This is a genomic window from Neorhizobium galegae bv. orientalis str. HAMBI 540 (genome assembly GCF_000731315.1).
In the GTDB taxonomy this organism is placed as follows: Bacteria; Pseudomonadota; Alphaproteobacteria; order Rhizobiales; family Rhizobiaceae; genus Neorhizobium; species Neorhizobium galegae.
Genome location: NZ_HG938354.1, coordinates 1,178,583 through 1,198,129 on the forward strand (window position 1 = coordinate 1,178,583; position 19,547 = coordinate 1,198,129).

The window sequence follows — 19,547 nt, forward strand, 5'->3', positions numbered from 1 at the left end:
AACGCATATCTCAACCGATTGGACGCACCGCCGTATATTGTCCTCGCTCCAGTCTCATCAAATGGAATGTGCCCAACTGGGCCAGAATGGCAAAATGCTCGAGTGCTGCCACCCGCCTGATGTTTTCGACCCGCCTCACGGGGCTATCCAGACCCACTGTCGCAATCGCGGGGAAGTAGCCGTAGCATTCGTTCCGCTCGAGATCCCCATGCATGGCACGGCAGCGCGCAAACATGGGCTGGTCCTGAGCGTCGAATTCCTCATAGTCCCGTTGATCCGACACCAATAGCGAGCGCGCCAGCACATTCGGGTCGGTGCTTCGCTCGCGCTTTATTGTTCCCGGCGGCAGAATGAATTGCGTTGGCGCGAGCTTTCGGGAGGTCATCCGCAGATCAACGAGGTCGATTTCGAATTGATCGTGCCGTTGCGACCAGCAGATCAACCGGCCAAAAGCGGAATAGCCGACGACGAAGCAGTCTCTGTGGCTAAAATCGGGATCGCCTGCAAACACGAGTGCAAGAATGGGAGAAAATTCCGCCGGGTCGCAATACTGGACCTTTCGATCGAAATAATCGCCGAAGCCGTATTGAAGAAGGAACGCCATGAAGCTCGCCGGCAACTGCTTCGAGAGACGATTTTCCTGCTCGGGGGTCATCGGAATACAGCGCTGCGGCGGGCCGATTTCAGCAATCGTATCTTCAAAAAAGGAGTCTAACATTGGTAGCTGCCCTTCAATGCTCTTCGCCACATATATTCAACTCGACATCCATGAGTTGGCCCGCCTGACCATTTCTCCGCATTTGGTCTGCTTCCGTACGCAATGCTTCAGCCCTGCCTTCTTGGGTCCACATCGGGCCAATTCTCTGGTTCTCCGCTCCACCACCTATACCCAACTCGCGTGGATCGCCGCCAGCGATTATATCGAGATAGTGCGTTGCGTTGACCGATGCCATCTGTTCGCGGATTTCGGCCCTCGAATAACCCGCTTCCCTCAGGGATGCCTCGAAATCGGCACGGGCTGCCTCCTGTGCCTTTCCGTCGCGCAGCAAATTGGTGAAGGAGCCTTTCTTGCCGCTTCCCGACCACGCCTCACGAGCGTGATCGAGAACCGTATGAGCGTAGGCCATGTCGTCCGCCGACATGTTTCTAATCGTCGCCTGCTGTTCTTTCAGCTGACGTCGAAACTCGTCGCGATTGACCCCTCGCGGCAGATCGAAACACCGCACCCTCAGTCTTCGCGTACTTCTCGCACCCTGCGCGCCGTCCTCGACCTTCGATTCGATTTTCCGCGCATCGTTGGCCGCTTCCGCAACCTCTTCGGCTTTGTGCGCCTTGGCCGCGACCCCCGCGCCGATCGACGCTGTCTTTCCGGCGACCGTGGCCGCCCCCTTGGTTGCCAAGGCTTCGATGGCGAGTTTTACAGCGTCGAAGGTGCCGTGACCTATGGCCTGGGACAAGCCGCCTTTGTCATAGGCTTCGCTGTAGGGATCGGCGACCGCGTGCCAGATCGAACTGGCCGTATTTTGGGTATTCTCCCATCCGCGGCCGAGTGTCGCCCCGGGATCGTCGTACAGATTTTGTGCAACCTCCGCCGTCCAGTTCGCCGCACCAACCGCGCCATCCTTCACGCTTTCGGCACCGGCCGCGACCGTTCCTGTCGGATCATTCCAGAGGTCCGAGGCCAGATCCTTGGTGCCCTGCAGGACATCCGATCCGACCTTTTTCAACCCCTCCCAGGTCTCGCCTGCATTCTCCGTGAAGCCATCGGAAAATTTCTGGCCCTCGCTGCGCGTATCTTCAGCCTTGCCGCTACTCTGATCTTGTCTGTCTGTTCCCTCGGGAGCCTTGTGCGAGTCGGTAGCCTCGACATGCACGTATTCGCCCTCGGTATTGCCTTTGTTCAAGGTGCAGCGATCACCGTGGCGCTGGATCCAAACTCCATTTGCGCGTACGATTTGCGACGACGTGACCGGTTCGACGACATCGCCAACCGTGTTGGATTTGCAGCCCAACCCGACGCCCGGCTCATCGCCATAGCAGCAGGAAAACTTGGAATCCTGCCGCTTTATGACCTTGCCGTTCGAGCGAACGTCCGGAGAATAGTTCTGGTCATCGGAAGCCTCCCCCCAGGACATGTAGGGAACCGGCTTGTCCGGAGATCTGCAGACGTCAGGCGACAGGCAAACCGCGATCGTCTTGCTATCATCCGGGATAAGCTCGGGCGGGGCCGGGTTCGCACTTGTCGGAGATTGTATCTTTTTCTCTTTTTCCCTCTTTTCCTCGTCCTCTTTCACTCGTCTCGCAAGCAAATCATCGGTGAATTCCTTGGGAGGATCGAGGCTTGTCGGGCTGTCATATTGATAGAAGTAGTCGCCCGCCTTGTTCCACATCACCGGCTGGGAAGGATCGAGTCCATTTCGAGCGATCGCACCGGTCTCGGCGGCGGCCGCACTGACATTACGGATGTGGCTGCCGTCGATGGTAATTTCCATTCCCATCAGGCGACCTCTATCTCGGATCGGGCAAAGATGAGTTTTGGAATGCCGATCCTCTGAGGCCAGGGAAAACCGCAGCGCCACGTGAGGAAGACGCGGCCGACACCAGGGCGCATGTCGAAATGAACCCCATCAAGCTTCATCTCTCCCCGGGCGAGACCAGCACCGCGGTCAATCTCGACCTCCAGCCCGATCCCAGGCAGAGCCCCCTCCAGCCGCGGGTATTGCGGCACCAGATTCTCCAAGGTGAATTCCTCGTCGCCTTGGAGCCAAGTCTTACTGACGAGATGCGGATGAGCAGCCTGCCAAAAGCGGAAGTCGAAATCGCTTGGCAGAAGCGGATGACGTTCATTCAGCCAAACATCGTCATATGTTCCTGCGCGATCCACCCTGTCCTCCCAAAAGGGCGACAACAGGCCAAGACCGGCCGGATCAGGCCTGTCATTCACATCACGAATTGGATGTTTCTCGTCCTCGATCTGCGGCGCGGGCCATTGTGGCCGTTCGCGGAAAAGAGTTTGGTCGACAAGGCCAATTCCGATGGGATTCTTTTCCACAACCTCCTTTTTGCCAGAGCTTTCGAGCCGCCCCCCGAAAGCAAATCGCCAATCCAGCGGAACATGCGTAACGGGCTCCGGATCTGTCAGGTCCCAACCGTCAAGTGCGTCCTCTTGCGCTCGATCAATCAAACCTTTCCAGGTCTTGCGGGTGCGGGCATGCCAAGCCCGAGGTCCATAGACGCGCAACCGTTTTTCGACTGGCCCGACCTGCAACCCACACGTCCAGGATTGCGCGGACTTGCCGTCCGGCGCAAAGGTGGCGCCGAGAAATGTCACGTCGGTACCGGGCTTGAAAGGAGCAAGATCGGTGCAGGCCACCTGCGGCGTCTGGTGTGGATCACCATTATAGGTGTCCGACATCACCAGAGAACGCTGGACATCATCCAGAACCAGAGGCCCGCCATTGCTGAGGCGAAACGTTCCCCGCGCCACCACGACGCCGAGCAAATCGCCGGCGAGATTGTACTGCCGGAACGCGAGCGCTGGGAAAGGCGTGCGATTGTCGACCGACATCGGAGCGTCAGCCCTTTGCTGTCGTGTCGGACGAGGTAGGCGATGCTTCCGAAAATCCTCCGCCCGGCTTATTCAGATCGACGACCACGCCGTTGATCTGTGTCGGGCCGGATGCGGTGAAGTTAAAATGCGTGCCCAGGATGATGACGGTGCCGTCCTGGCGCATGATGAACTTGGAGGCGCCGCATTCGATGACGAATTCCTCGCCGACGATCACCTTCTTGAATTTCCCCACCTTTTCGAGAGACGTCTGCCCGACATTCGTCACTTTGCTGACGCCGATCTGCTCCACCCGGGCGACGCCCACCGTGTCGGACTTGAACGACCCAACGATCGTGTTCATGATTCCGGGCAGCGGGAAGAGGCTCGAGGCCGCATCGCCGACACCGGTGCCGGAACCGGCCAGCGCGGTGCCGGCGTCAGCCCGCGGGCTCGGGCCGGACACGACACCCTGGCGGCTGCCGAGACCGCCGGCATTCAGGAAGCCGAGTGCCGAAGAGGCAAGGGTTCCCGCGAATGCGGCAAGGCCGGGTCCGCCGCCGCCGGCGATCTGGCCTGCCTGGCCAAGCAGCGTCGCAGTCTGGCCGGCAAGCCCCTGCACTGCCCCCATCAGCGCCATCGCCATCGGCCCGGTGCCACCGACGACGGTGTTCATCGAGCCGCCGACCTCGTGTTTCTGGTTGCCGCCAACTTCGACCGTGCGGTTGGCGCCGATCGCCGACACTTCGTGCCGGTCGACGCGCTTGGTCCGGTCGTTGAGGACACGGGTGGTCTGATCCTTCTGGGCATGGAAGAACATGTTCTCCCGGCCGGCATCGTCCTCGAACGTCATCTCGTTGAAGCCGCTGCCCTTATGGGTATTGGAGCGCATCACCATGCGCGTCTTGTTGGCCGGCAGGTCGTAGGGCACCCCGTTCGACGGGTTCGGGACGACGCCCGTGACCAGCGGCCGGTCCGGATCGCCGTCGATGAAGGCGACCATGACCTCCATGCCGATGCGCGGAATAACCTGTCCACCCCAGGTCGAGCCGGCCCAGTTCTGCGCCACGCGGACCCAGCAGGTGTCGGAGCCGTCCTTCTTCGCTTTGCGGTCCCACGGGAACCAGAGCTTGATGCGGCCGTACTGGTCCGGATGAATTTCCTCGCCGGCCGGCCCTGCGACGATCGCCACCTGGGCGCCCTCGATCCTGGGCCGTTTCGTCTCGCGATGCGGCGTCATCGGTACACGGGAGGGCGTGGCCTCGAATTCGTTCGTGTATTCCGGCTCGTTCGTATTGGTCTCGTAAGAGCGGTCGACGACCTTCTGGGTCATCTTGGTCACCACATGCTCCTCATAGACATGGTCGGGATGGGCCACCTCGTAAGGTGTGAACCGACGCCCGACTTCGAGGATACGGGAGGTTGAAGAACTCGAGACGCGGTCGTGATCGGCTTCGCTCGCCTGCATGCGCAACTTTTCGGCGCGCTCGGCTTCCGCAACGGATGAGATACGGGCCGGATATTCGTAGAGCTCGCGCTTCACCGCCTCGGGCATCTGGACGAGCGATGGTGTCATCGTCCCCGGCACCATGCGCGGCGTCTCGAAATTCCAGTCAGCGCCGGCGCGCTGGCCGGGCACGTAGGAATACCGCCGGCTCCAGTCGGTGATGTGGTTGCGGTCGGAAGAGCCCTGCGCCAGGCGCACCCGCCCTTCGCCCTGCGCCGAAGGGGATGGACCAAGCCAGGAACTGGCATTGTCCCCCACATGCAGCTTGTGCTTCCCATCCTCGTGGCTGAACCAGTAGAACAGCCCGTCCTCTTCGAAACGGCGGGTGAGATAGGCAAGGTCGGTCTCGTTCCACTGCACCGAATAATGTTGCGGCGGCGGTGGCGTCACGATGCCGGACGTGTCGGGCGCCGGAATGCCGTGCTCGGAAAACAGCGTCTCGACGATGTCGATTGCTGTCTTGTCCATCCAGATACGGCAATCCGAACGTCGCGACAGAAGCCACATCTGCGGCCGCAGCACCATCGAATAGGATCTGAGGCCGCGGGTGATGGGCGGCCCTTCGTTGAGTTCGGTCACCAGGCCGTTGAACGGACGACGCACGCCGCCCTCCCCTTCGCCCTGCTGCACCTCGACGGAAACATCCACCAACCGGCCGATAAGCTCTTCCGGCTTGACCGTCGGCTTCTTGGCGCGCGCCGACAGCTTGATCTCGAACAGCGAGGATACGCCTTCCTCGATCGTCACCCGTTCCGGCAGGAGCTGGTCCTCGCCGAGCGGCGAGACGATCTTCAGAATACGGCTCGCCTGGATGAAATCGGCGGCAAAGGATTGCAAATCGTCCATACGTCAAGTCCCGTCTTGAAACGCTCAACTACTGTTGCTGCGGTCGGGGATGAGTTTTGAAATAACCCGCCAATGCCGAGAAATATTTCTCAAGCATCCTGGTATTGGCCTGATCGGAAACCTGCCTGTAAGTTTCGACAAGCGCTTGCCGCTTGGCCTTGCCTTCTGCGCTTTGATAAAAATCCGAAAGAACCGAAAGATCGTCCTTTGGCAGAGCGGCAAGGACGAAGGTCAGCCGCGCCTTTTCTTCCATGCGGGCAATATCCCTGGGCACCGGCTTTTCGTTCTCGGTCCTGTCGCGCAGAGATGCGATGACGCCTCCAAGCTCGGACTTCCGTTTCTCCGATGATGCGGATGCCAGTTCAGCCGAGTTCGGGTCGGAGAATGCCTCCAGCGAAACGTACATGACCTGAGCGGTGAGAGCAGTTTCTGCAGCCAGTTCCGGCGATGCCATCAGGTCGGCCAGTTGCTTGATGCGGGGGCCGTCATCGGCGCCGGCGATGCGGGCCTCGATTTGTTTTGCAATCGCCTGATCCTGGCTTCGATACATCTCGGCAATTTTTTTACGCCCGTCCTCGAAAGCGGCGGCGGCCTTGGCCAAGGTCGCCGGGTCGATTTTACCACCTTCGACCTCGGCAAGGCTGTGCGATATCTCGGCGACCATGCCTTTGGGATCGAACGAGGCGCGGACCACCGGTTCAAGGATCGGCCCGGCCTTCGAAGCCTCGTCATTCCCCCGATCAGTCGCGGCCTTCACCACGTTTTCAACCTCCGACGGCATCGCCGAAAGGCGTGGCCCGACCCGCTCTATCTGAAGAAGAGTCTCGTCGATTTCGTCAGAGGCTGCGGCGAAGGCGGGAGCCCATACCGCCATGGCAAAGGCCACGGCAACATTCCGCGACTGTCGCAGAATGGGGCCTGTCCGAACCGATGGCGAAAAAAAACTGATCAACTTCATCCACCGCACCTCAGATCATCCGCACGTCTGTCAGCTGCCTGGGGCGCGCATCGTTGTAGAGCTTGTTGATGATCTGCTCGGCCTTCACCATCTGTGCGTGGCCGGTTGGGTCGAACAGCTTCCTCTCCACAAAACTCTGGTTCGGATAGAATGGCCCGTTCCCGGTGCTGATGCTGAGTTTGTTGATGCGATCCCGAATACCGGAGCCGATATTCTCGTATTCGATGCGTTGACCCGGATCATAGGGCACGAACGGCCGGCCGACGAACTTGGGGGAAGCAGCCTTCGGATAATGGCCCGTGTTGGACGGCATCTGCGAGATGGACTTTCTGCTGTATTCGACGTCCTGGCCCATACCGCCGAAGCTTCCGCCGGTTGCCGGCGCATAGGTGACGAGCCTGTCGGAATCCAGTACTGAGCTCATGTAGAAGAGCAGTTCCATCTTATTGGCGAGCTTCGGTTCATCGATGCTGCTGCCGGACGGCGGGTTGCAGAACGGGATCCTGGCGGCCATATCGGCAACTTGCGCCTTGTGGGTCTCGCTGATCGAATTGTCTTCCTTGACCCCTTCGATGAAGCTATGCGTGCAGATATGGCTGACCCGGATGAAGTCCATCAGCCGTGATTCATAGTTGACGGACGTCGGCGCAGAGATCTGTGTCCCGGTGCTCGTCAAGCCTTCCACGAGCTTCGTCACCTGTTTGTTGGCGACCTTCTTGGCCTCGTCCAGGACACCGCCCAGCGCGAACATGAACGCCTTGTTGTTGTTTGCGGCGACCATCAGATTGAACGTCCGGTTGAGATTATTATTGCAGATCACCCTGACAATCGCGCGGCCGGCCATGACACGGACCGAAGTCGTGGCGAAGGCAGCCATCATGACGCTGCCGGTCAGGATCGAAGCGGCCAGCACGAACATCTCGGCGGTCGCGCGATCGCGCTCGCCCTGGGCCTTCATTTCGTTGTTGTAACTCAATACTGCGGCGTCATATGCGCGCACATAGGGGCTGGCCACATTCAGCTCCCATTGGGACTTATATTTGGGAAGCTTTACAAGAATATCGCCCAAGCGTTGATTTGCGGATGCCACGATCATCTCCCATCGTCCAAAGCCGAAAAATATCTCTCAACTGTCTGCGAAAACGTCTGTCACCCGCTCAAACGGAGACGGGTGGGTAGCGCATGGATGCGACGCCGGCCGAAAAGGGCCGGCGTCGCCCATGTTGAGCGGCCTTAGGCGGCCTTGGCGGTGGAAAGATCGTAGGACGCGATCATCGGCGACTGCGGCGAATGATTTTCGTCGTAAGGCGTGTACTTCACTTCCATCTTGGTGAAGTTCAGCTTGATCGTTTCGATCGGGCGGTCGCCGTTGGAATCGATCGAGTAGCTGGCGATCAGCGTATTGGTCAGCGAGTATTCGATATATGTGTCGCCCGGGTTACCCGTGGTCACCAGGTGGATCACCGTGCGCTTGCCGGTGCGGCCCGAGCAGGCTTCCTGGAAAAGTTTGGTCGACGAGGAGTCGCTGACCTTGGTGAGGATGACTTCCGAGACAGTCGGCTCGGAAGCTTCACGGTTTGCCGCGGAACCGGCAGACGTGTTCATGTTGCGGGCAACGTTCCAGTGGATGGCTTCGATATCCATCCACTTGCGGTGCTGTTCATGGGTTGCGTCACCCTGAATACCGTCGATCTGCAGATAAATCGGCATGCTATCAGCTCTCCTATTATCGGATTAAATGCCTAGTTGCGTCTAAGGCGCAGTTGCCTTTCGTCTTGCTCCTCCCCGGGTGCGCTTGCGGCCCGAGGGTTCTTCATCCGCCTGCCGGCTATGATCCGGTTCGACGAATTTGTGTTGGACGGCTGCGCTTTCGCTATCGATGCCGAAGCTCTGACCGTCGAAAATGATGGTGATGGCGGCGATCTTCCGGCCTTCCGCGACTGCGTCGAGAAAGAACGTCGAAAGTACCGGCAGAAGATCGCGGGCGATCATGATCTCGATGGCGCGGGCGCCCATCTCGCTGGTTTTCGCCCTGGAGATCAGCGCTTCCCGCGCGTCGGCCGACAGGTCGAGCGCCGTGCCGTAGGCCGCGCCGACGCGTTCGCGAATGCGTCCGATCTGGATATCGACGATGCCGGACAATGTTTCGCGGCCGAGTGGCATGAACGGCAGCACCATGGTGCGGCCGAGGAAGGCGGGCTTGAAATGTTTCTGCAACTCGGGGAGCAGAAGCGCTTCGAGGGCCTCTGCCTCCGGCATCGTGTCCGGATCGGCGGCGAGCGCCGCGAGCAGTTCCGAACCCGTATTGGCCGTCATGAAGATCGTCGTGTTCTTGAAATCGATGTCGCGGCCCTCGCCGTCGCGCAGCGTTCCCTTGTCGAACACCTGGTAGAAGATTTCCTGAACGCCCGGATGCGCCTTGTCGATCTCGTCGAGCAGCAGCACCCCATACGGCCGGCGCCGCACGGCTTCCGTCAGGACGCCACCTTCACCATAGCCCACATAGCCGGGCGGCGAGCCGAGCAGCATCGAGATCTTATGTTCTTCCTTGAACTCAGACATGTTGATGGTCGTGAGATATCGGCTGCCGCCATAGAGCATGTCGGCCAGCGACAGCGCCGTCTCGGTCTTGCCGGTGCCGGACATACCGACGAGCAGGAAGACGGCCGGCGGTCGACGCGGATCGGACAGACCGGCGCGCGCAGCGCGCATCGCGGATGCGATCCTTTCGAGCGCGGCGTCCTGGCCGAGCACGCGTTCCTTCAGCCGCGTGTCGAGCGTCTTGACCGTCTCGACCTGGTCGGACAGCAGCTTGCCGACCGGAATACCGGTCCAGCGGGCAACGATCGCCGCGACGACCTCCTTGTCGACGACGCGCGGTACCAGGGCGGTTTCACCGGCAACCGCCAAAAGGCTGCGCTCGGTGGTAGCAAAGGCGGCCCGTGCGCTCTCCGGCGTCATCGCCTGCGACGGAAACGGCGCAACATTGGAACTGACGCTCGCCCCTTCGTCCGGCGCCAGCGGCGCCACCGCACCGTCATGCGAAAAAGTGTCCTCGAGACGGTCCGCTTCGCGTGCCAGCCGCATTTCCTCGTCGAATTTTGTCCGCACAACGTCGATTTCGGCGGCGATGGCGTCCTGCTCCCGGGCAATCTCGGCAAGCCGCACAGCGGAAACCGGTGTCTCCGGCTCACTGGCCAGCCATCTCGCCTCGGTCTCCAGAAGATCGCGTTCGTTCGTAAGTAGTTTCAGGGCCTCAGGCGTCGTTTGCCGCGCCAGTGAGACGGCCGCCGCGGCGGTGTCGATCAGGCTGATCGCCTTGTCGGGAAGCTGTTTTGCCGGCAGGTACCGGGCGGAAAGCCGGACTGCGGCGACGATCGCCTCATCGCGAATCCGCACCTGATGGTGCGCCTTCAGGCTATCGGCGACGCCGCGCAGCATGCGGATAGCGGTTTCTTCGTCCGGTTCCTGCACATGCACCACCTGGAAACGCCGGGTGAGCGCCGCGTCCTTCTCGATGTAACGCTTATATTCGCTCCATGTGGTCGCGGCGATGGTGCGCAGTTCGCCGCGCGCCAAGGCGGGCTTCAGGATATTTGCCGCGTCACCCTGCCCCGCCGGCCCGCCGGCGCCGATCAGGCCATGCGCCTCGTCGATGAACAGGATGACCGGCTCGGATGACGCCTTGACACCATCCACGACACCGTGAAGGCGTCGTTCAAATTCGCCTTTGACGCCGGCACCGGCCTGCAGCAGGCTGAGATCGAGAAGCAGCAGCCTCACCTGCCGCAGACGCTCGGGCACGCTTCCCGCGGCAATCTCCAGGGCCAGCGCCTCTGCGACCGCCGTCTTGCCGACGCCGGCTTCGCCGACCAGGATCGGATTGTTCTGCCGCCGCCGCATGAGGATGTCGATCAATTGGCGCAGTTCGCGATCGCGGCCGATCACCGGATCGATGCGGCCGGAGCGGGCGTCAGCCGTCATGTCGCGGGTATAGAGCCGCAGGAATTCGTTCTCCTGAAACGAAAAAGCCGGCTTCGAAACGGCCGGCTGCAATGGGTTATCTGCCCGATCGGGCTTCGCCTCTTCCAGCTTGTTTTCAAGACGCGTCCGGTCGAGGCCACGCACGGATGGCGCGATGCCACGAATAACAACGCGCAAGGCCTGATCGGCTGTTAGTGCCGCAAGCAAATCGGCCAAGATCACCGTGCTGCGCCCGAACTGCAGCGACGCGATGAGCCAGGCTTCGCGAGCGAGCAACAGCAAATTCTGGGAAAGTACAAGGGGCGCGCCGTCCTCCCGCCGGATATCGGCAATCGCCGCATCAAGCTCGGAGCGAAGCGTTTCCGAAGGAATGTTGAGATCCTCGAAAACCGCCGAAAATTCAGGGATATCGGCAACCGAACGCAGCCAGTGAGCGACCTCGACGACCGGCTGCTGATGGCGTGCAGCAAGCGAAGCGGCTGTCTCAAGACCGACACGCAGATTTGGCTCAAGCGTTCTGATCAGACGGTTGAGATCGATGTCCGACATCCGGCAGTTCCTGTCTTTTCGTCGAAGTGCAGTGTTCTTTCGAGATGCGAGGCAACAACTAGGGCGGTTACCAGACCTTGTCCAGATCAAAAATTGCGCTATGTCAAAAAATAGCAGTTTCGACAGACGTCATAAATCTGTCACCTTACAGCCAGTGTTGACAATTCAGTATAAGCTTCGCAAGATACCGTTCCGCAGAATTATTCTCTAAATTTTGGAGCTAATCGCAGCGTGAATTTCCATCAAATCGCCAATCCACTTGAAAAAGACGGCCCATGCGGAGAAAACTTGCGGCATAATACTTCTGCGCGCGAAATATACTATAGAATTAAAGACGCAAGGACCGCCGCGAGGACAGCTGAACGTGGTGTAAACCCAGGTGAAACTATTGGGCTTTCACCTGCCTGGCAGGAAGTCAGCAATCTCGGATTGCATATTCTTTCTTCCCAGAGCAAGGACATTGAAGTATTGGCCTGGCTTGCGGAGGCCCAGCTGCGGCTGAAGGGCTTCGAAGGGCTGAGGGATGTCTACGAAGCCACCGTGTCGCTTTTAGACAACTATTTCGACCTGCTGCATTCGATTGGCGATGACGATTTCGAGGAGCGGTTCGCGCCACTTGCGGGTTTGAACGGGATTGGCGGCGAAGGCACCATCATCCAGGCGATCCGATTGACTTCGTTGATTCCCGGCGGGAAATTCGCTCAGTATTCGCTGTGGGATTTCCAGCTTTCGCAGCGTGCGAGCGAAAGCGGCAGACGCGAAGATTTGCAGCAGGCCGCTACCGAGGCGGGTGTCGCACGGATGTCAGGCCACCTGACGGTACTCACGGAATGCATTACCGCTTTTGACCGTTTGGTCGCAATACTTGATGCCAAATGCGGAGATCAGGCGCCGCCGAGCACGAATACACGCAGTGTTTTGCACGAAGCCGCCTCGGCCATTCGCGTTCTTGCCGGCATCGAGGCCGCTACTCCGGCCGCTGAACTGCCGGCGCTTCCAAGGTCGGATCTCTATCCCGCCAACACCAATGCCCGGGCAAATGAAGACGAAACCGACGCTCCCCGGATTCGGATGATAACCGGCGACACGATCCGCTCCCGCGAGGAAGCCTTCGAATTGCTTGCCGCGGTGGCGCGTTATTTTCGCCGCACCGAGCCCCACTCTCCCATCTCCATGTCGATCGAGACGCTGGTGCGTCGCGGTCGCATGGATTTTTCCGAGCTTCTCGCCGAACTCCTGCCCGAGCAGCACGCGCGCAATGCGGTGCTGACGGCAGCCGGCATCCAGCCCCTGGGGGACAGGGGAAGTTAAAAGCAAGCGACCACACATGCGGGCTTTCGCCCGACCGCAATCTGCAACAGCCCGATTTCGCAATCAGCCGAAGGCACCAAGGAGAATCCCGATGGCAAGTGTGCATGAGAAACTGGAAAGGGTCCGCAAACCGCGGGTCCACATTAAATACGAGGTGGAAACGGAAGGCGCGATGGTGGTGAAGGAGCTGCCGTTCGTCGTCGGCGTGCTTGGCGATTTCTCGGGCAATCCAACCCAGTCTTTGAAACCCTTCGGCGAACGCAAGTTCGTTCAGATCGACCGGGACAATTTCGACGATGTGATGCGCCGCATGACCCCGGGCCTTACCATTTCCGTCGAAAACACCTTGCAGAACGACGGAACCCAGCTTCCGGTTTCGTTGAAATTCGAAAGCATGGACGATTTCGAACCGGGCGCGATCGTCGATCAGGTGCCGGCCCTGAAGGCACTGCTCAGTGCCCGCAACGAACTCCGCGACCTGATGAGCAAGGCGGATCGTTCCGAGGAGCTCGAGCGACTGCTCGAGGACATCCTGCAGAACAAGGCCGACCTCTCGCAACTCATGGCCCAGCTCGGCGGGGGCAAGGCCGCGGAGAGGAAAGACGTCGTCAACTGAGCATGTTCGGCGCGCTCCGAACGCGCCGTGAAATTCCTGCCTATCTGTTGATCGGAGCAGCCGTTTTTCGGGAAGGCCGCAAGCCTCACCAAACCGCTGCTCTCCTGAAAAGGATTTGAAACATGAGTGCCGACACGCAATTGCAGACAAAGGAAGAGGTCGATTTCGTTCCGGATCAGAACCTCCTCTCGAAAGTGGTCGCGGCAACCCGCCAGACTGAACCGAACCGCGCCCAGGACCTCCTGCGCACACTTACCGACCAGGCCTTGAAAGGCACGGTAACCTACGACCGCAACCTGACGGTCACCCTGAACAACGCAATCGCGGAGATCGACAGGACAATTTCGACGCAGCTTGCGAAAATCATGCAGTCGCCGGAATTCGTGAAGCTCGAGGGTACTTGGCGCGGTCTCAACTACCTGGTCAAGAACACCGAGACGAGCGTCAATCTGAAGATCCGCGTGCTGAACGCCTCAAAGCGCGATATTGCCAAGGATCTTTCCAAGGCAGTGGAATTCGACCAGTCACGCCTCTTCAAGTCGGTTTACGAAGATGAGTTCGGCACGCCGGGCGGCGAGCCGATGGGCGCGATCATCGGCGATTACGAATTCGACAATTCCTTCGACGACGTTCAGCTGCTGCAGGGCGTATCGATGATTGCCGCTGCCGCTTTTGCGCCGTTCATCTCGGCGGCCAGCCCGCGGATGTTCGGCTTCGAGGATTTCCGCGAACTCGCCAAGCCACGTGATCTCGAAAAGATCTTTGAGACGGTCGAATACGCCAAATGGCGCGGCCTGCGGGAAAGCGACGACTCGCGCTTCGTAACACTGGCCCTGCCCCGGGTCCTGGCCCGCATGCCCTACGGGCCGAACACCAGTCCGATCGACGAATTCAACTACGATGAAACGGGTGGCTCGCAGACCGGCGAACTCCCGCACGATAGCTATTGCTGGATGAACGCGTCCTATGTCATGGGCACGCGCCTGACGGAAGCCTTCGCAAAAAGCGGCTGGTGCACGGCGATCCGCGGTGCGGAAAACGGCGGCAAGGTCGAAGGCCTGCCGATGCATATCTTCTCCAGCGACGACGGCGATCTAGACCTGAAATGCCCGACGGAAGTCGGCATCACCGACCGCCGCGACGCCGAGCTCGGCAAGCTCGGTTTCCTGCCGCTCTGCCACTACAAGAACACCGACTATGCCGTATTCTTCGGCGCGCAGACGGCCCACAAGCCAAAACTTTACGATCGCCCGGAAGCCAACGCCAATGCGGCCGTCTCGGCGCGCCTTCCCTACATGATGGCGACATCGCGTTTCGCCCATTACCTGAAGGTCATGGGCCGCGACAAGATCGGCTCCTTCATGGAAGCGGAAGACTGCGAGGCCTGGCTCAACCGCTGGATCTCCAATTACGTCAACGCCAATGACGAGGCCGGCGAGGAATCGCGCGCCAAATATCCGCTGCGCGACGCCAGGGTCACGGTGCAGGAAATTCCCGGCAAGCCAGGTGCCTACAATGCGGTGGCCTGGATGCGCCCCTGGCTGCAGATGGAGGAATTGACGACCTCTCTGAGGATGGTCGCCCGGATTCCCTCCAAATCCTGATGCGACGGCGCGCGCGGCGCCCCCTCGCCGCGCGTGATCTCTCTCTTTCTTTGTTTTGACGCAGTTTGCACGGGAAAACCGCGACCTCAATTTTATAGAAGCGACCCGACTTGAAACCAGGATGACGATGGGTTCTTGCACAGAGTGGAGGCGTCGGGCGGACGAGTTGGTCGCACTGATCGACGAGGCGCTGAACCGCCAGGTGAATGCGATCCTGCACCATCCCGATTTTCAGGCGATGGAGGCACGGTGGCGTGGCCTTGCCATGCTGGTGCGTGCTTCCGGCCGTAGCGGCGAAGTAAAGATCAAGCTGCTGAGCCTCGGCTGGCACGAGCTTGCCCGAAGCATGGAACGGGCTCCCGATTTCGATCAGAGCAATCTCTTCGAGTTGATCTACAGCCGTGAATTCGGCACGCCGGGCGGTGAGCCTTACGGGCTTCTGATCGGCGACTATCAGTTTTCGCCGAAGGAGCCGGAGGGCGGCGATCCGGTCGGTGTCCTGACACAGCTTGGCATGGTGGCCGCGGCAGCCTTCTGCCCTTTCGTCGCCGGCGCCTCTCCACAAGCGATCGGACTAGAGGATTTTCGCGAACTGGGGCGCGTCCAGGATTTCACCTGGCTGGCGGGCGATCCGACCCGCATCCGCTGGAACGGGCTTCGCGGCCGCGAGGACTCGCGTTTCCTCGGTCTTGTCGCGCCGCGGATCCTGATGCGCTCGCCGCTCGAACCTTATGACCGCCGACGCGAGGACGGCTTCCCGTTCCGCGAGGAAATCGCCGCAGACGGCAGTTCCCTGCTCTGGGGCAATGGCGCCTTCGCCTTCGCCACCATCGTCATCCGCAACTTCATCGAGTCCGGTTGGTTTGCCGATATCCGTGGCGTTACCCAGGATGAGATCGACGGCGGCATGTTGAGCGCAACGGAACTCCGCCCTTATGATTTCGGCACCGAAAGCAGCGGACTTTCGGCCCAGGCCGCGGTGGAGATTCGCCTGACGAGCGGCCAGGAGCAGCAGTTCTGCGACCTCGGCCTGATCCCGATCGCGACGACCTATCTCTCCGCCTCGGCGATCTTCAATTCCAACCAGTCGCTGCACGCGCCACCGCATTATTCCAGCGAGCATGCCCGGCAGAACGCCCGGCTTGCCGCGATGCTACAATACGTGCTCTGCGCCTCGCGCTTCTCGCATTATCTCAAGGTCATTATGCGCGACGAGATCGGTCAGCTCTCCGACGCCAACTCGATCCAGCGGAAGCTCGAGGAATGGCTGACCGGTTACACGCTCGGCAACGACGACGCCGACCTTTCGCTGCGGACCCGTTTCCCCTTGCGTTCCGCCGGCATCAACGTCGTGGAAGTCCCCGGCAAGCCGGGCACCTTCTCCTGCACCGTCCGGCTGCAGCCGCATTTCCAGCTCGACGACGTTTCCACGAGCTTCCACCTCATCGCCGAAATCCCGAATCCGGGCCAGATCGCCAACCGCCCCGTCGCCATTCCTGAAAGGATGTCCGCATGACGCTTTCCGAAAGCATCGCCCGTTCGCTCAGCGACAACGCGCTGGAGGACGCGCTCGACATGGCGAAGGCGCATCTGAAATCCAAGCCCTCGGACCAGGAGGCGCGGCATCTCTATATAGACCTGCTGGTGCTGGCGGGGGACTATGAGCGTGCCGACAATCAATGCGGCCTCGCCGTCACTTTTGCACCCGAGGCGACCATGGGCTTTGCCCTTCTGCGCCACGAACTGCGCGGTATGGCGGCCCGCGACGCCTGGTTCCAAAGCGGCGCCGTGCCGGAATTTCCGCAAGGGCCGAGTGATCTCGACAAGCTTGCCGTCCGCCTCGGCATCGCCCACCGGATGCAGGATGCAAGCGACGCGAAGGCGGCGTTCGCATCGCTGGAAGACAAGCGTGGCGAACGTCCGATGGTATGGAACGGCGGGAAGGTTTCCGACTTCCGCGATCTCGACGATCGGACGCCGCATGCCCTGGAAGTGATCATGACCGGGGGCGCCTATCTCTGGATCGACTACGCCAAGATCGCCGCCGTCACCATCGAGCCGATCGCAAGGCCGCGCGACCTCGCCTTTCGGCGGGCGGAGCTTTCATTGATCGACGGCGCCGTCGCCTCCGTGCTGCTGCCGGCGATCTATCACGGCACCGCAGGGGATGCGACGCTGAGACTTGGCCGCGAGACAGATTGGATCGACGAACAGACGGGCATCACCACCGGCCGCGGCCAGCGCTGCTTTCTCGCCGGTGACGAACTCGTCTCCTTGCACGACACCGAAAGCCTTGAAGCGATCGTCGCAACGGCCGAGCGGAAGCAGGTTGCCCATGGCTGATCCGCTCGAACGTTACCGGCCGCGCGATCGCGTCCTGACCCGCTCCATCCTCGACCGACTGATCGACGAAGCCCCGGATCGGACGTTCGATCCACCGGCAAACCTGGTCGATCAGGTTCGCGACATGCGGGAATCGATCCGTAGAGATATGGAGGCTTTGCTCAATACACGCCGCTGCCCGACGGCGCCACCGGCCGTGCTGGCCGAGCTCAAGGATGCGCTTGTCAGCTACGGCGTCGACGGCATGGTGTCCGCCAATCTCATGACCGATGAAGCAAAGCTCAAGCTCGCCCGGATGATCGAGCGGCGCATCGCGCTTTTCGAGACGCGGCTTTCCGATGTTCGCGTGACGATCCTGAAGAGCCGGACGATGACCGAACGGGCGCTTCGCCTGCGTATCCAGGCGACTTTTCGCCTGCACGAAGGCATGCCGCCGATCAACTTCGAATCGACCATCGATCCGTCCACGCAACGGTTCCTGGTGGAGGCGCCGCATGGCTGAAAGTTTCCTCAACCGCTACAATGACGAACTGCTGGCGCTGCGCCGCCGGGCGGCACGGTTCGCGGACGCCTTTCCGAAGATTGCCGGCCGCCTTCGCATGACAGGCGATGTTGCAGACGATCCCCATGTGGAGCGTCTGATCCAGAGTTTCGCCTATTCTGCCGCCCGCGTGCGCCAGAAGCTCGACGACGAATTCCCCGAGCTCACGGACGGACTGCTCGAAACTCTTTATCCGCACTACCTGGCGCCTTTGCCTTCGATGAGCATCGTGCGCTTCAAGGCCGACGATACGCTCGCCTCGATGCAGACCGTGCCGCGCCACACGGAAATTCTGGCTGAGCCTATCGGCGGCGAAGCCTGCCGCTTCCGTACCACCCAGGATGTGGAGATGGTGCCGGTCGAGATCACCGGCGCGATATTGTCGGGCCAACCGATCGACGCACCACTCTCTCCTTATACTGGCATCGCCGGATGCCTGCGCCTCTCCATTCGCCCGCTCGACCCGCGCAAGCACTTCACAGATATCGGCATCACCCGGCTGCGCCTGCATATCCCTTCGCCTTGGCGGCAGGCGGTGGCCATCCATGAGCTGCTCGCCAACCACACGCTTGGCCTTGCGCTTGCGCGACACGCCGATGATCGCGAACCTGTCTTCCTGTCGGCAAACAACCTCAAGCCCGTTGGCTTCGACCCGGAACAGGCCATGCTTCCCTATCCGGCGCCGAGCTTCATTGGCTATCGGTTGCTGACGGAATTCTTTGCCCTGCCGCAGAAATTCCTCTTCCTGGATCTCGACGGGCTCGATGTCTGGACAGCCGAAACGCTGGAAGTCTTCATCTATCTCGATGAGACGGACGGGAAGCTGGAACGCGTGGTTTCGGCCCGCGATTTCGCGCTCCACGCCACGCCGGTCGTCAACCTCTTCCGCCAGGTCTGCGAACCGATCTCCGTCGACGGCACCCGCACGGAATACCGCCTGCTGCCGGATGCGCGCCGCCAGAAGACCCGCGAAATCTACTCGGTCGATCGGGTGCTGCTGACCGGCTCCCGCGGACAGGAGGAATTCTGCCAGCCGTTCTTCGGCCGCTCCCAGCGGGCGGGCAACAGCAGCGCCTATTGGCAGGCCTATCGTCGCTTCGACGAAGACGATGGCACGAGCGACATGGAAATCGCTTTTGTCGACCGCAATCGCCGTTTCGCCGGGCCGATGGATGTGGTGGCGAGCGTCGACACGCTCTGCCTCAACCGCGACCTGCCGGAACAGCTGCCTTTCGGCGGCGGCCACCCTTACCTGCATCTCGCCTCCGGCCATGAGGCGGTCGCAGGCGTGGAGGCGCTCATCCCGCCGACAGCCTCCGTGCGGATGAACGATCAGGAAGGCCGCAACTGGCGCCTCGTGTCGCATCTGCTACTCAACCACCTTTCGCTTTTCGACAACGAAGGCGCAGCGCTGAAGGACATCCTATCTCTCTATGCCTTCCGCGACAGCCCGGAAACAAAGCAGCTCGTCGATGCGCTGATCCGCATCAAGGCCGGCACTTCGACCGCCCGGCTCGGCAGCGGCGGCATGGTTCCCGGCACCGAGATCGCGCTCGAATTCGACCCGGCGGCGATTGACCGGCCATCTGCCTTCCTGTTCGGCGCGGTGCTCGACCGCTTCTTCAGCCTCTACACCTCGGTCAACAGCTTCACCCGACTGACCGTCTCGATGAAAGGACAATCGAAACCGGTTGCCGTCTGGCCTGCCCGCGCCGCCGAGCGGCCATTGCTGTAACGAAAG

The 19,547-nt window shown here is 60.7% G+C and carries 15 protein-coding genes; 7 read left to right on the top strand and 8 right to left on the bottom strand.

The genetic code is table 11. The features are described from left to right. Positions 1-10: 10 nt before the first annotated feature. The 8 genes from RG540_RS28190 to tssH form a co-directional block, all read right to left on the bottom strand. A complete protein-coding gene (locus tag RG540_RS28190) occupies positions 11-748 on the bottom strand; it encodes a GAD-like domain-containing protein (RefSeq protein ID WP_244446718.1) in 738 nt (245 codons plus the stop codon). Then, the gene (locus tag RG540_RS28195) at positions 732-2,498 is read right to left on the bottom strand and encodes a PAAR-like domain-containing protein (RefSeq protein WP_041365433.1); all 1,767 of its coding nucleotides are present in this window, start codon (positions 2,496-2,498) and stop codon (positions 732-734) included. Before RG540_RS28195 ends, RG540_RS28190 begins: the two co-directional genes overlap by 17 nt. Then, positions 2,498-3,568, bottom strand: coding sequence for a DUF2169 family type VI secretion system accessory protein (locus RG540_RS28200; RefSeq protein ID WP_041365435.1), 1,071 nt, complete (start codon positions 3,566-3,568; stop codon positions 2,498-2,500). The genes RG540_RS28195 and RG540_RS28200 overlap by 1 nt, the downstream gene beginning before the upstream one ends. A gap of 7 nt (positions 3,569-3,575) precedes the next feature. After that, complete coding sequence (tssI, locus tag RG540_RS28205) at positions 3,576-5,900, bottom strand: type VI secretion system tip protein TssI/VgrG (RefSeq protein WP_041365438.1); 2,325 nt, start codon at positions 5,898-5,900, stop codon at positions 3,576-3,578. A 28-nt stretch (positions 5,901-5,928) separates the two neighbouring features. After that, positions 5,929-6,786 (bottom strand): hypothetical protein, encoded by an 858-nt coding sequence (locus RG540_RS28210; protein WP_244446719.1) that lies wholly within the window; start codon positions 6,784-6,786, stop codon positions 5,929-5,931. 82 nt (positions 6,787-6,868) lie between these two features. Further along, positions 6,869-7,873: a hypothetical protein gene (locus RG540_RS28215; protein ID WP_244446720.1), complete on the bottom strand. Its 1,005-nt coding sequence runs from the start codon at positions 7,871-7,873 to the stop codon at positions 6,869-6,871. A 218-nt stretch (positions 7,874-8,091) separates the two neighbouring features. Then, entirely contained in the window at positions 8,092-8,568 is a 477-nt protein-coding gene (locus RG540_RS28220) for an Hcp family type VI secretion system effector (RefSeq protein ID WP_041365441.1), read from the bottom strand. Between the two features lie 42 nt (positions 8,569-8,610). After that, a complete protein-coding gene (tssH, locus tag RG540_RS28225) occupies positions 8,611-11,391 on the bottom strand; it encodes a type VI secretion system ATPase TssH (RefSeq protein WP_041365443.1) in 2,781 nt (926 codons plus the stop codon). Between the two features lie 231 nt (positions 11,392-11,622). Between tssH and tssA the strand changes: the two genes are divergently transcribed. The 7 genes from tssA to tssF all read left to right on the top strand — a co-directional run bounded on the left by tssA (position 11,623) and on the right by tssF (position 19,541). Further along, complete coding sequence (tssA, locus tag RG540_RS28230) at positions 11,623-12,702, top strand: type VI secretion system protein TssA (RefSeq protein ID WP_080725108.1); 1,080 nt, start codon at positions 11,623-11,625, stop codon at positions 12,700-12,702. Positions 12,703-12,793: 91 nt separating this feature from the next. After that, positions 12,794-13,318 (top strand): type VI secretion system contractile sheath small subunit, encoded by a 525-nt coding sequence (gene tssB, locus RG540_RS28235; RefSeq protein ID WP_041365447.1) that lies wholly within the window; start codon positions 12,794-12,796, stop codon positions 13,316-13,318. 122 nt (positions 13,319-13,440) lie between these two features. Continuing rightward, on the top strand, positions 13,441-14,922 hold the full coding sequence (tssC, locus tag RG540_RS28240; protein ID WP_041365449.1) for a type VI secretion system contractile sheath large subunit: 1,482 nt from the start codon (positions 13,441-13,443) through the stop codon (positions 14,920-14,922). Positions 14,923-15,049: 127 nt separating this feature from the next. Further along, positions 15,050-16,438 carry a type VI secretion system contractile sheath large subunit gene (tssC, locus tag RG540_RS28245; RefSeq protein ID WP_080725169.1) on the top strand — a complete coding sequence of 463 codons (1,389 nt, stop codon included), beginning with the start codon at positions 15,050-15,052 and terminating at the stop codon, positions 16,436-16,438. Beyond that, positions 16,435-17,265: a type VI secretion system accessory protein TagJ gene (locus RG540_RS28250; protein ID WP_041365453.1), complete on the top strand. Its 831-nt coding sequence runs from the start codon at positions 16,435-16,437 to the stop codon at positions 17,263-17,265. The genes tssC (RG540_RS28245) and RG540_RS28250 overlap by 4 nt, the downstream gene beginning before the upstream one ends. Continuing rightward, complete coding sequence (tssE, locus tag RG540_RS28255; RefSeq protein WP_041365455.1) at positions 17,258-17,767, top strand: type VI secretion system baseplate subunit TssE; 510 nt, start codon at positions 17,258-17,260, stop codon at positions 17,765-17,767. The genes RG540_RS28250 and tssE overlap by 8 nt, the downstream gene beginning before the upstream one ends. After that, complete coding sequence (tssF, locus tag RG540_RS28260; protein WP_041365457.1) at positions 17,760-19,541, top strand: type VI secretion system baseplate subunit TssF; 1,782 nt, start codon at positions 17,760-17,762, stop codon at positions 19,539-19,541. Before tssE ends, tssF begins: the two co-directional genes overlap by 8 nt. Positions 19,542-19,547: the final 6 nt, after the last annotated feature.

What these genes read in the sequence shown, in the direction of transcription:
- tssI (WP_041365438.1), bottom strand. Translation starts at nt 5,900, where the DNA reads ATGGACGATTTGCAATCCTTTGCCGCCGATTTCATCCAGGCGAGCCGT.
- tssF (WP_041365457.1), top strand. Translation starts at nt 17,760, where the DNA reads ATGGCTGAAAGTTTCCTCAACCGCTACAATGACGAACTGCTGGCGCTG.
- RG540_RS28220 (WP_041365441.1), bottom strand. Translation starts at nt 8,568, where the DNA reads ATGCCGATTTATCTGCAGATCGACGGTATTCAGGGTGACGCAACCCAT.
- RG540_RS28195 (WP_041365433.1), bottom strand. Translation starts at nt 2,498, where the DNA reads ATGGGAATGGAAATTACCATCGACGGCAGCCACATCCGTAATGTCAGT.
- RG540_RS28250 (WP_041365453.1), top strand. Translation starts at nt 16,435, where the DNA reads ATGACGCTTTCCGAAAGCATCGCCCGTTCGCTCAGCGACAACGCGCTG.
- tssC (WP_041365449.1), top strand. Translation starts at nt 13,441, where the DNA reads ATGAGTGCCGACACGCAATTGCAGACAAAGGAAGAGGTCGATTTCGTT.
- tssE (WP_041365455.1), top strand. Translation starts at nt 17,258, where the DNA reads ATGGCTGATCCGCTCGAACGTTACCGGCCGCGCGATCGCGTCCTGACC.
- tssC (WP_080725169.1), top strand. Translation starts at nt 15,050, where the DNA reads ATGGGTTCTTGCACAGAGTGGAGGCGTCGGGCGGACGAGTTGGTCGCA.
- tssH (WP_041365443.1), bottom strand. Translation starts at nt 11,391, where the DNA reads ATGTCGGACATCGATCTCAACCGTCTGATCAGAACGCTTGAGCCAAAT.
- RG540_RS28200 (WP_041365435.1), bottom strand. Translation starts at nt 3,568, where the DNA reads ATGTCGGTCGACAATCGCACGCCTTTCCCAGCGCTCGCGTTCCGGCAG.
- tssB (WP_041365447.1), top strand. Translation starts at nt 12,794, where the DNA reads ATGGCAAGTGTGCATGAGAAACTGGAAAGGGTCCGCAAACCGCGGGTC.